Raw genomic sequence first — 13,970 nt, 5'->3', positions numbered from 1 at the left:
TTGTCACCCCGACCAGCGGACTCACTGCTGTGGCGCCACCACCTTGATCTTGATGGCGATGTCCCTGGACACCACGGTGTCCGCCCACTCCCCCGCTCCCAAGCCAAACTCATCGCGTTTGAGCAGCAGTTCGCCGTCAAAAATGCCGATGTCGTGGTCAGGTTTCAATTCCACCGGCACTTGCACCTCGCGGGTAATGCCCTTGAGGGTGAGTTGGCCGGCGATCAAATAGCGGTTTTCTGCAACTTGGGTGAACTGGCTGGATTCGAACACCGCCACGGGGAATTTTGCCGTGTCGAACCAAGCCGGCTTCACCAGTTCGGTGTTGGCGTCCTCGCTGCCGGCGTCGATGCTGGTGAGGTCGATGTGCAACGTGGTGTGGGCGTTTGCGAGGTTATCGGTATCGAAATCCAGCGTCGCCTCGAACCTGGCGAAGGTGCCGTACATCCGCGAGCCCATCTGGTTGTAGGTGAAACTGATCTGGCTGGCGTGGGTGTTGACCCGGGTGTATTCGACCGCCTGCGCAGTGGAGATGGCGCAGAACGCCAGCGTGGCTGCCAGCAGCAATCGGATCGACATGGGATTCTCCGGGCAGCGCTTAACGTCGAGGGGCTCGATTGACTTAAGCAAACATCCGCCGGTTGCGCCAGTTCCCAACGTGGCGCGCCCATGCTCAGACGAAGGCTTCAGTGCCACGAGCATCGGCTGCGTCCGGCCGCACACCGGACCGAAGCCGATGGCGCAATTTCAACCCCGGCCGCTCAATGCAGTAGTACGTCAGGCCGCTGACCGAAAAGGCCACCAACAACAGGAGCAAAATGATTGCCGTGTCGTACGTCCCCGACCAGAAGCCGTGCAGCGCGTAAATCAGCACGAAATGATTGAGGAACACGCCGTAACTGAGGTTGCCGAGAAACTCGTCGACCCAGTGATATCTGAGTCTGCTCAGCCAGTACACCGCTGGAATGCCCAGCGCGATGCCGAGCGTCACCTCGGCGTTGTAGGGCCGGCGCTCGATCACCCCCGCCATGATCGCCGCAAACAGCAGTCCCGCGCCGATTGCTGTCGCGATCACCACTGCGATTGCTCTGGCGTTGGCTTTGCACAGATAGCTGCCACACAGAAACATGAACAGCACGCCCGGCAACAAACGATAGCCATAGTAATCCGTGTTGATGTAACCGAAACACGCCAGCAGAAACACGCCGACAGACAAGGCGAACGCAGCGCCACGCCACTTGAGGATCAGCAGAAAAGGAATCACCAGGTAAAAACACATCTCCAGCCCGAGTGACCACGCGGGCGGCAGAATCCACACGCTGGAAATCCCGAACATGGAGAAATCCAGCGGCATCATCGACAGGCTCGCGGCCACCCGTGGGACGGTTAGTTCGAGGTCAGGCGCCGAACCGGGCATGAGCACATGCACCACGATGCACGAGACGATGAAATAGAACAGAAACTGCGGATACAGGCGCAAGGCCCTGTCCAGATAGAACGCCGGGATGTTCCCCGTCGAGCTGTAGTTACGCTCGATCAGCGATGTCATGACGAAACCGCTGATGATCAGAAAGGAAATCACCGCCACCACACCGGGATTGAGCCCGGCGAACGTTACCCCCATGTGCGAAACGGCGACCAGCACAGCCAGCAACAGTCGGAACACACCCATTTACACCCTCGAACGACCTTATAGTTATGGCGCGTAACCTACGATGCTTTCTGACTGGATAACAGCAAAATATCCAGCCTCCGGCGGCAGTTCCTACACAAGCCGCTCGATCTTCTGATGCCGCCAGACCAGTTTGTAATACAGCGTCTGCAGCACCAGCATGCCCAGATACGCCACCGGAAACGCCATCCACACACCCTGCAAACCGTATTGCGCGTCGAGCCAATACGCCGCCGGCAACTGCACGCCGACCACGCAGACAATCGCAATCACCACTGGCACCAGCACCGTGCCGCTGGCCCGCATGATGCCGCCGATGATCGCCTGAAAACCGAACACCAGCAGGCTCCACAACATGATGTGCAGCAGATGCTCGGCCATCATCCGCGTCGAATCCTCGGTGAGGAACAGCCCCAGCAGCCAGTGCGAGAGCAGATAGCCCATCACGATCAAGCCACCAGTGAGGCACACATTGATCAACAACCCTGTGCGCAGGATCGGCCCCATGCGCTGCAGTTGCCCGGCGCCGATTGCCTGTGCGCCGAGGATCGACGCGGTGATCGCAATCGACAACGCCGGGAACTGCACGTAGTTGACGATCTGCGTTACCGCGCCATACGCCGCCGTTGCTTGCGAGCCGTGCTGGTTGACCAGCGCCAGAATCACCAGCTCCGACAGTGACAGCACAATCATCTGCACCCCGGTCGGCAAACCGATGCGCAGCACCTTGCCGAGAATCGCCCCGTTGAGTCGCAGTGCCGCGAAAAACTCGCGGTCCGGCGCCAGCGGGTGGCCCTTGCGAATCAGCCGCCAGGCCAGCCACGCCATCGCCGCCAGGTTGCCGGCCAGCCCGGCAAACGCTGCACTTTGGATGCCCATCTGCGGCAAACCGAACCAGCCGCGAATCAACGCCGGCGTCAGCGCCAGCCCGACCGTGGTCGAGACGATCAGCGCCAACAGCGGCGACAACGTATCGCTGACCCCGCGCAGCAATTGCGTGAACAACACAAACACCAGCAGCGACGGCAGGATCCACAGCATCACATGGGCATACGCCACCGCATCATCGAGCACATCCGCCGGCGTTCCCAGCCCGGTCAGGGCCTGGCGCGCAAACACACTGCCAAGCACCGCCGCGACCAGACCGATCAATACCCCGAGCAACAACGTCGCCCCGGCAATCGCCTTGACCATGTGCGTTTCACGCGCGCCCCACGCCTGACCGATCAACACACCGGCACCGGCGCCGAGGCCGATCACCAGCGCAATAAAGAAGAACACGATGGGAAACATCCCCGACACCGCCGCCAGCGCCTGCGTACCGAGCATCTGGCCGATGTAGATGCTGTTGACCGTGCCCGACATCGATTGCAGAAAATTCGACAGCACCATCGGCGCCAGAAACAGCAGGTAGGTTTGCCAGAGGGGTTTGGCGGTTGCGGGGGTTTGCATTGAAGGGAGGTCCATCTCGACGGCGGGAGGGCTATGACAGGATAGCTTCGGTGAGTTGCTTGCGAGGTGCAATTAACATTTCACATCGACGTCTATAGTCGGCTGCAGACCGTGATACTTAACCGTCCACTTGTGTTTCCTTCAATGAGGCCTTGTCCATGCCCCGCTTGCCCGGCGGCCTGAATGCCCCTGAAAAAACCATCTGACAAAAAGCCGCAAACGCTGGCGTTCGCGGCCTTCTGCTACCGACAGTCTTACCGGTCAATCACATGATGTGCCGCAGGACGGTGCCGAGTGTCACCACTCCGTCAGCGCCCCTGACCTGAGCCAGTGCCTGCAGCCATTGCTCCAGCGCAAAGAAGTGATATTCGCCACGGATGCTGATACCCACCTGCAACGCGGGAGCCGACATCCCCTCCTCCAGTGGATGGCCGCGCACAATCAGACTGTGCGCGTTATCCGGATCGGTGAGCAGCCAATGCCCATCGACGCTAGACATCAACAAACGCTCACTGTCGGCCATGTCCAGCACGAGCTTGCGGACGTGCGACGCTTCAACCGGTGCAACAGGCTGCCTGTCGATTACGATGCAATCCAACCGCTGCCAGACGTGTTCGGAAATTCGATAGGTCGATGCATCTCGGTTGTAACTCAAAATCAGCTTGTTTATCCCGTCAGGCAGAAAGGGCAGCAGATCGGGAATGTCACCGTGAAGCTGCAACGACAACAATTCGTCATCACGGCTGGCACCACTGCCAGTCAGGCTGAGCCGTCCTGTCGGGAGATATCGGTTGACCTGCCCTTCTACCGGATCGAACAGCAGCGGCTCGCTCCCATCGAACACCCCCAGAAAAACGGCCCATCGACCATTGCTCTTGGCGTCGACCTCAAGCAGCCGATTCTGGTCAGGCACGAAGTATTGATAACGCCCCGCCGTTTGCTCAATCACCACCACCGAACCATGAGCTTCCCCCCTGAGCAACATGCGCAAATCTTCTCGCAATGCTTCGGGCGTTCGATCCTTGTATTTGAACCATTGGTTGTCCACGCTCACGACAAGTGCCGGCCGGCCATCGTGCAGCTCAAGGTTGATGCCATCAAACGTGCGCCCGAACAACCCTTGACCATCAAACGAAACCTCCTGGAATGTCCAGCGCGCCCAGACTTTCTGGGGTTGCGGCAGCGACGCCGGATTCATCAGTTGCCTGCCGCCGGCGAACGCCGCACGCATGCCTTCGACGTCGACCAGCGACTGACGATAAACGTGCCCACTGCGTTTATCATGTAACCACGCCGCTTTGCCGTCAGGCGTCGCCCCCAAAAGCAGCCATTCCTTGCCGCCGTCCATATCGGCAAGCAGAAAATGTCGGCCGATCACCCAAGCGCCAAGAGACCCGGTCCCGGAAGCGCGACTCAGGCCTATCAGCGCATATGCTCTGGCCTGACGCTCATCGGCGCCCTCGATGAGTGCGCTGATCCAGTCTGGATGTTGGTCGAACCAGTGCGGACCCAAGCCGACAGAGTGGAAAGAGCCATCCGGGGCGACCTCGAACAATTGGCCGTTCGCCCGGGTTGCCATGAAATGACCTCCGGCCGCTCTGACCTCGATGATGTCGCGCTCCAGCACTTCACCAGGCGTGACCGGGCCGGTGTTGCCGCCGCCAACACCACGACGCAACATGTTCGCCTGCCGACTGAAAAACAACGGCGTATCGAGAGCCCAGCCATCGACTCTGGGGAGCATGACCGTGTCCAGGCCCATGCCGCTGTCGCGAGCCAGACGGTGATATCGACCGTCACCAGGGGAAAGCCAGACCAAGTCACGCAAATCATCGTCAATACAGCAACGAATCTCTACGAACGGCCTAGGTCCCCAAGTGGCAATGGCGGGTACCATGTCTTGGGTATCGTCGGCGTAATCACCAGAATGACCCAAGTGTTTCATCAGTTCGAGCCAGTAATGGGTACCTCGGTCTGGGGTGTAGTTCCCCCAGGCAGACGATAACGTGATCCCCACGAGCGCGACTGACCAATCAGAGATCTGAAACTCCATCGTCGTCGCGACACCGTCTCTGGCATTCAGCAACCGCTGTAAAACCCGAATTCCGTCGGCACGCATTTCAAAACCGACAATCTTCGCCCCTGCCTCTGGCGTCATCAAGCGATAACGGTGATTGACCGTTCCGGTAATTGCATCCACGCGCCAGATCGTCATCCAGTCCGGGTGATAGAACCAGGCATGCCGAGCGCTGGCCGCGCCCAGCACGACTCCCTGACGGACAAAATGGGGAAGATTGCGACCATAAAGTTGACGATTTCGCGCGATGTCATGGTAGGCCGTGATGAGCGGCACATTTTCCTGTGCTGCCAGAGGCAGTTTGTACTGGTAGAGCGGCACATAAGCCCCAGGCAACCGCCCCCGATTCAAGCGTTCACGCAATCGGATCATCGCACTGTCGAGCGTGGTGCTCTCGCTGAGTGTCACAGACACCAGATCCAACTGTTCAGTCTGCCAATCGATCCTGAACAGTTCGCCATTGGCCAGCTCGATGAAGTCGGGCGTGCCGCGAATTCGGATGCCATCAACGCTGAGCCAATCATCCTCGAGCCGACATTGCAATTCGTTGGCCCATGTCGCATGGATTACCCACTCATTGCGGCTACGCGTCTGCAAATCAATCTCGACCAGTCCAGGGGTCAACCACAACTGCCGTCGACCTGGCGATTGCGCGTCCATGTCGTATGAAATGAGGTTCTTCCACTCGTCGGGGAGCTCGGGGATCACCAATTGCTGGGTCTTTTCGCCGAGGGTTACCGCGATACGGGTCGGCATGGGAAAGGGGCGCAGCTTGTACAGAATATGGGGAAACGGCGTCTTGACGGTGAAATAGAAACGCTGCTCGCCGTTCGGCGCATATTCCAGCCGGCTGACCGTACTGTTGCGCAACCCCGGATACCACGTCTCGATCTGATCACCGAGACGGCCTTCGATGAACTTCCCTGCAGCCACTGCAATATTCAGAAAGTGCAGCAAATCGGGAGTGGGAATTTCACTTTCCGCACGTGGCTCAAGTTCACCTTCGCGGCGTTCATACAAAAACCCAGACGTTCCCAACTGATAGTCGTAACCGTAAAAAACCACGGGCGTACACGGCAACACGACCGTGCGCGCGGCTTCCGGCACCCATTCATCCATGGCAAGGCTGCGTGCCAGGCCCATGCCCTCGCGAATATTGATCGCCTTATGCAAGTGAGCCTGGGCCGAGGTGTATTGCGGCAGTTCAAGTCCGCCACGCAGCATCGGATAAAATTTCTGGCTGGCGAAGTGAACCTTATTGTTGTGCAAGTCCAGATGTTCGATGACCGCTTCAGGTTCGAAGCGCAGCGTTGCGCCTCGGCAGGCATGGCCTCGAGGTCCATAGGCCTCCTGGATCTTGCGCAGATGCTCACCCACGGCTTCGGCCTTGTCCCTGATCTGCCCCAGATTGCTGGCGATCGCGGTCACGCCGATACCGATCCCAAGCAATGGCACCGCCAGAATGCTCGCAGCAGAGCCTACAGTTCCGCCAGCCACCATGGCCGTGATATCCAGGCCCAGCGCTACCAGATCAAACGCCAGTTGCGTGGAAAATCGCGAGCGCTGCTCGTGGTTGGTCGCGTTGGCCAGGTTGTAGGCGCCAAAACCAATGTTCATGAGTGAAAAGCCCACGCCTACGCCTGTATTGGCACGGGCGATCAAGCGCCCCGCCATCGAGCTTTGGCGCACGAGCAGGGCCCGCTCGGACGTGATGATCTGGCGAACCAGATTGGCCATCTGCTGTGCATCGTTCAACACGCCGTAACCTAACTGGGCGTAATTGACATACACCTGAACCTGCAGCGATATCGCCAACGCCGGTGCAGATTTATCGTCAGCCTGATACTCGCGATTGCGCATTTCACTGATCAATGTCTGGATGGCGAAAGCAAAGCTCAAACGGCTGCCCCCGTCGGAATCCCCGTGAGCAGCACCTTTGCCGACAGCCCCCTCAACCAGACGCTCGACATGTTTCCTCAGCGCCATGAGGCGTGAGTCGTCGGTGCTGATCTTGACGACGTTGGGCGGATCGCTCATGTCCACCATTTGCAACGTGTAACCCTTGTCCGGATGCTCTTCTACCGTCTGGAGCAATGGCAGGTAATCACGTCCCAACTGATGTTTACCGCGCAACAGCGTAGCAGCGTCGTCGTACTCGGCAGCCCGGAAACGGTTTTCCAGTTGCGCGAGGCTGGCACCCAGTCGAGCATTTTCCGATAAGGATCGGGAACGTCCGACAGCCTGCTTCTCCCAGAGGCTGGGCGTTCGAGGATGGGTGATGGGGCGTGCCGCGCAAAAACAGTCCCACCTGCAGATTGGAGGGCAGCACCCGCTCGGTGATGGCGGGAATATCCAGCTCGACCACGTTGAACTGCGGGTCGGCGCCGGAAACTCCATACGGGCTGGCCAGCTCACCGCCGTTGTGATTCAGATAACGCCGCACCCCAGTCTCCAGCGGCTGTACCCGATCAAAGCCGTACAGGGAGAAATTGGGCTCGAAGAACCGAAAAGCGCTACTGTCCGCGGTGACGACCTTCGCCACCAACATCGCATGATTGCCGGTGTCGAGCAGCAACACGCGGGTCTGCGTCTGTTCTTCCAACAATCGACCGATCCCGGCGAGATCCAGCGTGCCTCGCGGTTTGCCGATCTCGGCCATGGATACGTCCTGCAACTCGTTCAACGCAACCATTAACAGCCGTGATTCGGCATCGTCGGGCATTAAAACCGCGTTTGAAAGCCTGCCGACCATCGAACGCTCGCCCGCATCGCCCTCGCCCATCGCGGCGGCCATCATCAACGCCAGGGGATAGCAATAACGGCTTGGATCACCTGCCACCTGTCCCAGCAAGTCCTGTGGCATTTGCTTGGCGGATACGGCCCCTGCTTGGAAAAATTGCTCTCGCACCGTGGCTGCGCGCCTGAGAATCTGCCCTTGATATTCCTGCCGCGCAACCCGCCCGACTTGCGCAACCTGCTGCCCCCACTGCGTTAGCGTGAGGGGCTCGGCTAATGTTAAAGCCTTGAGTTCCCGAGCGGTTTGATGACTCGATACGCCCACCTGTGACAGGCCCTTGTCGAACGCCGCCAGATTGTGATCACGTAGCGCACTTTCGATCGCCGTATAACGGGCGAAAACGCCGGAGTCGGCTGTGTTCGCGGCCATGTCCACCGCATCGCGCCAAGCGTCGGCGAAACCGTCGGCGTCGAGTGTTTGCGCGCCAAAAATGCCGCCCAGGATCACCCGCATCATCGGGCTGATCTGTTCGAGTGTCAGTGAACCGTGAGCTATGCGAGCAAACCATTCATTGACGTTATCGAAGGGTTGCGCGCCGATCGAAACGGGTATGTCAAAACTCGCCTGTTGTCGAATTTGCTGACGCATTTCCAGGTTCAGAACAATGCGTTGATTGAAGGACACATCACCGCTGAGTTTATCTTTCATGGCGCGAATGAACGGTTCGCCCAAATCATCCATTAATTGCTGCAAGACAGCGGTTAACAGCACCGGCTTTCCATCGATGACCGGCCAACCTTGTTTGAAGGTCAGTATCTGCTCTTTAAGCAGATCATCGAGATGACCGACATGGCGCGACTTGAGCTTACCGTCAGCCCATTTACTGTGCTCGTTGGCCAACCATTTAGCGGGGTCGTCGTTGACCGTCCAGCCGGAAATCATTTCCTCTTCGGTGAAAACGTTATAACCCTCAAGCAATTTGAGCTTCTGACGCACAACATCAATCTGATCGGGCAAGAGGTTTGTTTCAATGTATCTGATCACACCGTGTACCGCCGCGCCGGGACCGGTCAACGTGATGGTGCCTCGCGCGCCAATACGAATACCGTCCTGAAAATACTGATTAATGGCCTCGATGATCTTGAAGGGCGAAAAGTGCAGGTGTGAAGCCGGAAAACTTCCGCTCGCCTGCGCTTCATTCACAACATTCTGAATAATCGCCAGTGCTCGGCTATCTGTAACAGAGGCGATGCCTTCTGCGGCCAGACGCCGTTCTACTTTCACCAGACAGTCGTAATTGCTTCGAATCATTTGCATATAAGCCAGTGTCATCGCGCTGCCGGGATGGGTCAGAAAATGCGCATTCATTTCACCGCTGGCCTGCGCGCCAAAGGCACTGCCCAAACGAATCCCGTCCGGCGGCATCGAGCTGCGCACCGGCGCCGCAAAAATATCCCGAGTGCCTGGTTTTGTCTGCGCAAACTCGAGCAATGCTTGCCGATGTTCCAAAGGAATATGTCCGGTTCTATCGTCGTATCGGTTTTGGTCCCGCCCGGGCATCAAGGCCGAATTGTGATTGAGCAACAGCTGCAACACACCTAACCGGGCTTCGCCACTGAAGTTGCGGATATCCACCCCAGCCAATGTGTCTTTGAGGGGGGGTAAATAATCCATATCGCTGTAGCGTCCCCCTTCCAGATAAGCGGCCTGCAGACGCACGACGTCGCTTGCCGCGGCGAAATTGCCACGCATCGCGACTTCGCGTTGGTAGATATCGGCTAAAAAGTGAGTCTTGAATTCGGACTGCACATCACGCAGCTGCAGATCCTGACCCACCAGCGCCTCATGCGTTTCCAGGCAACGCCTGCGAAAGGCATCCAGCGTCGCCCGGTCCTTGCCGTAGGCGCGAACCATAAGGTCGATGCGTGCCTCATCGGCCCGTCCGACCCATTGCGCCTGCCTAAGGTGTTCGGACATTTGAAGCTTCAACACCCGGGCGCGGTCTTCGATCATTTGCGACAACTCAGTAGAGCCCGTCGCAAGATGCCCCCCCGACTCCATCGCGTGAACGCGGGCGCTGTCGAGGATGACCCGGTTCATCTCAAACGCCAGCAATGCATCACTGTCGTACCAAAGATTGAATGTGTACGCCTGAGGCGCCATGACTTCGCGCCAGATATTGATGTAATCGCGTTGATTAACCCCTACTTCACTACCTCCGACCCAAACGAAATGCATAATATTCGGAGCGGGCACGGCAGTGGGTGACAACATCGCTGCCGTGCGCACTAACCTGGATGCATAGATGTCGAGCTGACGCAGAGATTGCGTAACAACCGGTGATACCAAACCCGTCTTTTTACTCATTAATGAAATGAGTGTTTCCTGAAATAATTTCACTGGGAGCAAGGCATCCAGAGTCGTAGCCGCACTGGCAACTGCTTCATAGTGGCGTGCCAGCCTTTCGTATTCATGTGTACTGGCAAACTCCGCCAGCTCACTTTTAATCGCGAAAAAATCAGACGCCGACATAAATCCATTCAAGTCGACTACTGTCTCTTGAGCATTACTCATCATTAAACTTCCTGTTGGGTTCGTTCAATCGCCCACTTCTGAAGGCAGAGAGCTGAAGAGAAGGCATTTCACAGCTTTCAACTCTTCAACCGGGCGAGAGGATCGAACGAGAGATAATAGGAAGCGAGTAACTATTCAAATTACAAGAACATCAAATCAAGACAGAAAAAACACACAGCAACATTATTTGATTAACGTCGAACCATCTACGAACAACTTCTCCAGTTGCCAAAAAGGTCGGTCTTTGAAAAGGCGCATACTCCGTGGCATCGCCGGAAATTATTGGAGGACCATAAGGGTTGGAGCGCTTATAACAGAACCCTACGACTTACTGATGTGCTTACAATCGGATGCTTTCGCTGCCTGCCAGATTTTAGCAACCATCGCTGGCGTCGATAGTCACCATCACGCCAATGAAGTTCTCATAAAAAATCCACGGCGTAACATCGGCTCCAGACAAACAAACAACTTCTGGAGCACACGATCATGAAACGCCAAACCCTTCTCAGCATCGCTTTCTCGGTTTTCGCAGTTAACGCTTTTGCCGCCACTCCGGCGCACACGATGATCGCCGAAGGCGGTTCGGACAAGCTGATTGAAAGCCGTGTGGCTGAGGGCGGTTCGGATCGTCTGATCGAACGCCGTGTTGCCGAAGGTGGTTCGGACCGTCTGATCGAACGCCGCGTTGCTGAAGGTGGCTCGGATCGTCTGATCGAACGCCGTGTTGCTGAAGGTGGCTCGGATCGTCTGATCGAGCGCCGTGTTGCTGAAGGTGGCTCGGATCGTCTGATCGAACGCCGCGTTGCTGAAGGTGGCTCGGATCGTTTGATCGAACGCCGCGTTGCCGAAGGTGGTTCGGATCGTTTGATCGAACGCCGCGTCGCATGATCCAAAGCTGTACCGCACGCCCACAAAAAAGCCCGGCCTGATCAGCCGGGCTTTTTGCATTCAACCGGTGCTTACTGCACGGTTTTCAGCTTGACCACGTCACCGGAGATCTTGGTGGTGTAACCGGTCAGGACCCACGCCCAGAACCAGTTTTCCTGGACTTGGGTGTTGATCATGGCGTCGCCGCCCTTGGCTTTGATCGCGGCGGTCTGGGCGCGGACGAAGCGGTTGTTCTGCTGGATCGGGATCACGCCGAACAGCAGCAGACCGGTGGCGGTGGCTTCACTGTGGCCGATCACGGTGTATTGGTTGCTGTCGTAATGCTGGGTGTTCATCGGGGTGCCGGTGCAACCTGCCAGAACCGCACCGAGCAGGGCGGCGGCGACTACTTTGCTGAGGTATTTCACGCTAAAACTCCATAGGAAAACGCCCGGGATCCGTCTCTCGGGCGGCGCATACCTTAGCGAAAATGGTGGCGTCTTGGTATCAATCTCGACAAGTTTCATTTTGCCGCTTCGCTGGCAGCCCGTCGGCCATGTCGCATACCATGGCGCCACGCCAATCAAGACAGACAATCATCGCCCATGCTCAAAGCCAGTCTGCGTAGCCACCTCACCCTATGGTTCACCGGTTTGTCCCTGTTGACGCTGTTGAGCGTGGGTTTCTACGTCGGCCACATCGCCACTGAACAAATGAAACAGGCCAGTGGCAACGCCTTGCTCAACACCGCACGTTCAGCCGCCTCGTTATTGGGTGAGCAACTGCGTGAGCGGCAACTGGAAGTTTATCTGCTCAGCCGCGCCCCGCACCTGGAACGCGGCGATCTGGACAATCCGGCGATTCTCAAATCGATGCAATTGCGCACCCAGGCCCGCAACGAGTATGCGTGGATGGGCGTGACCGATGCCGACGGCAACGTGCATCAAGCCGTGAACAATTTGCTGGTCGGGCAATCGGTGCAACAGCGCCCGTGGTTCCAGGCTGGCCTGCGCGGCGAATACACCGGCGATCCCCACGAAGCCGTGCTGCTGGCCAAGTTGCTGCCCGGCACGCCGAATGGTGAACCGCTGCGCTTCATCGACTTCGCCGCGCCAATCCACAATGCCGAGGGTCAGGTGATCGGTGTGCTGGGCGCCCACGCGCACTGGAGCTGGGTGACGCGGATTGTCGAGTCGGCGGCGGTTTCCCATAAGAATTCCGCACCGGATATCGAAGCGCTGATCGTCGATCACGACGGCAAGGTGTTGTACCCGGAAGCGTTGATGGGCGAGCAACTGGCGGCGAGTAATTCGCCCTCGCCAGGTTGGTCGGTGGGCGATGGCTATCTGACCAGCATGGTCACTGTGCCGACGCCATCAAGCACCGCCCTGTCGTGGTCGATTGCCGTGCGCCAGCCTTTGGAAACCGCGCTGCAACCCGCACGCCTGCTGCTGTATAAACTGCTGATTCTGGGCGTCGTCGCGGCGGTGCTGTTCGGTCTGGTCGCATATTACCTGGCGCTGTACCTCAGCCGCCCGATCGAACAGCTCGCGCGGTCGGCCAAACAGGTGCAGCGCGACGAACCCGGTGCGCGTTTTCCGCTGGAGCATCCGGTGCAGGAAATTGCCCAGCTCGGCCAGTCACTCGATGCCATGACGCAATCGTTGCTCGGCAAGGAACGCGAACTGCAAGAGGCCAACGCCTCGCTGGAAGCCACCGTCGCGCAACGCACCGCCGCCCTCACCCAAGCCAACGCCGAACTGCTGAGCCTGGCCGTTCACGATGGCTTGACCGGGGTTTACAACCGTCGGCGCTTTGACGAAAAACTCACCGAGTACACGCTGCTGTCTCGGCGCACCGGGCGTCCGTTTGCGCTGCTGTTGATTGACGCCGACCACTTCAAGCGGATCAACGACACTCACGGCCATGCCGTCGGCGATGACGTGCTCAAGCAGTTGGCCGCGCTGATTCAAAGCAGCCTGCGCACCACCGATTTCGTCGCCCGTTACGGCGGAGAAGAGTTCGCCGTGCTCCTCCCGGAAATCGCCCAACCGGACACGCCCGAAGTCGTCGCCGAGAAGGTTCGCGCGGCAATCGCCGAGGCCTTCTTCCCCGTTGTCGAACGGGTGACAGTGAGCATCGGCGTCGGCCTCGCCGACCCCGCAGACAACAGCCATAGCGCACTGATCAAGCGTGCCGACCAGCAGTTGTATCAGGCGAAGGCAGCGGGCCGTAATCAGGTGGCGTGATCAGCCCTTCTTCACTTCGCACACGCCGTTGGCTCTGTTCTTGCCGGTGTACGACACTCCGGCAGAGCCATCGGGATTGATGCTCAGGGAAATGGTCACCCCGGCGCCTTTGGCTTCAAAGTAGTTGTCGTTGAATTTCTTCAATTTGCCCTCCTTGCCGTTGATGTAGATCGGCCCGCCCTCATCGGCGTGGACTTCGATCTTGCCCGGGCAAGTGGCATTGAACATCGGAATTGCGGCTTGGGCCCATCCCGCGGCGAGCAACAGTGGCGCGGCCAACAACATCGATTTCATGGTCTGCTCCTTGATAACGGCGGAATGCCGACGCTGTTAGCAATAGCG

At 58.1% G+C, this 13,970-nt stretch carries 9 protein-coding genes; 2 read left to right on the top strand and 7 right to left on the bottom strand.

The annotated features are described in order from the left end of the window. Positions 1 to 21: 21 nt before the first annotated feature. The 5 genes from ACQ4OE_RS09175 to ACQ4OE_RS09155 form a co-directional block, all read right to left on the bottom strand. Positions 22 to 579, bottom strand: coding sequence for a YceI family protein (locus ACQ4OE_RS09175; protein ID WP_430946436.1), 558 nt, complete (start codon positions 577 to 579; stop codon positions 22 to 24). Between the two features lie 94 nt (positions 580 to 673). Next, positions 674 to 1,672: an acyltransferase family protein gene (locus ACQ4OE_RS09170; protein ID WP_430946435.1), complete on the bottom strand. Its 999-nt coding sequence runs from the start codon at positions 1,670 to 1,672 to the stop codon at positions 674 to 676. 93 nt (positions 1,673 to 1,765) lie between these two features. Continuing rightward, positions 1,766 to 3,124, bottom strand: a complete 1,359-nt coding sequence (locus ACQ4OE_RS09165) for an MATE family efflux transporter (RefSeq protein ID WP_430946434.1) — start codon at positions 3,122 to 3,124, stop codon at positions 1,766 to 1,768. Positions 3,125 to 3,389: 265 nt separating this feature from the next. Next, positions 3,390 to 7,316 carry a TcdA/TcdB pore-forming domain-containing protein gene (locus ACQ4OE_RS09160; protein WP_430946433.1) on the bottom strand — a complete coding sequence of 1,309 codons (3,927 nt, stop codon included), beginning with the start codon at positions 7,314 to 7,316 and terminating at the stop codon, positions 3,390 to 3,392. 7 nt (positions 7,317 to 7,323) lie between these two features. Next, positions 7,324 to 10,512: a TcdA/TcdB catalytic glycosyltransferase domain-containing protein gene (locus tag ACQ4OE_RS09155; RefSeq protein WP_430946432.1), complete on the bottom strand. Its 3,189-nt coding sequence runs from the start codon at positions 10,510 to 10,512 to the stop codon at positions 7,324 to 7,326. Positions 10,513 to 10,998: 486 nt separating this feature from the next. Here ACQ4OE_RS09155 and ACQ4OE_RS09150 point away from each other — a divergent pair, with 486 nt between their 5' ends. Continuing rightward, positions 10,999 to 11,400 (top strand): hypothetical protein, encoded by a 402-nt coding sequence (locus tag ACQ4OE_RS09150; RefSeq protein WP_430946431.1) that lies wholly within the window; start codon positions 10,999 to 11,001, stop codon positions 11,398 to 11,400. 71 nt (positions 11,401 to 11,471) lie between these two features. Here ACQ4OE_RS09150 and ACQ4OE_RS09145 read toward each other — a convergent pair whose 3' ends face one another. Then, positions 11,472 to 11,807, bottom strand: a complete 336-nt coding sequence (locus ACQ4OE_RS09145) for a hypothetical protein (RefSeq protein WP_122590221.1) — start codon at positions 11,805 to 11,807, stop codon at positions 11,472 to 11,474. A gap of 177 nt (positions 11,808 to 11,984) precedes the next feature. Here ACQ4OE_RS09145 and ACQ4OE_RS09140 point away from each other — a divergent pair, with 177 nt between their 5' ends. Then, positions 11,985 to 13,628, top strand: a complete 1,644-nt coding sequence (locus ACQ4OE_RS09140) for a sensor domain-containing diguanylate cyclase (protein WP_430946430.1) — start codon at positions 11,985 to 11,987, stop codon at positions 13,626 to 13,628. On the opposite strand, the gene ACQ4OE_RS09135 is transcribed toward ACQ4OE_RS09140, so the two are convergent. After that, positions 13,629 to 13,922, bottom strand: a complete 294-nt coding sequence (locus ACQ4OE_RS09135) for a hypothetical protein (RefSeq protein WP_430946429.1) — start codon at positions 13,920 to 13,922, stop codon at positions 13,629 to 13,631. Between the last annotated feature and the right edge of the window lie 48 nt (positions 13,923 to 13,970).

It is taken from the genome of Pseudomonas sp. WC2 (genome assembly GCF_050586545.1).
In the GTDB taxonomy this organism is placed as follows: domain Bacteria; phylum Pseudomonadota; class Gammaproteobacteria; order Pseudomonadales; family Pseudomonadaceae; genus Aquipseudomonas.
The sequence above is the reverse complement of the archived record's forward strand: the minus strand, read 5'-3'. Positions and strand labels throughout refer to the sequence as shown.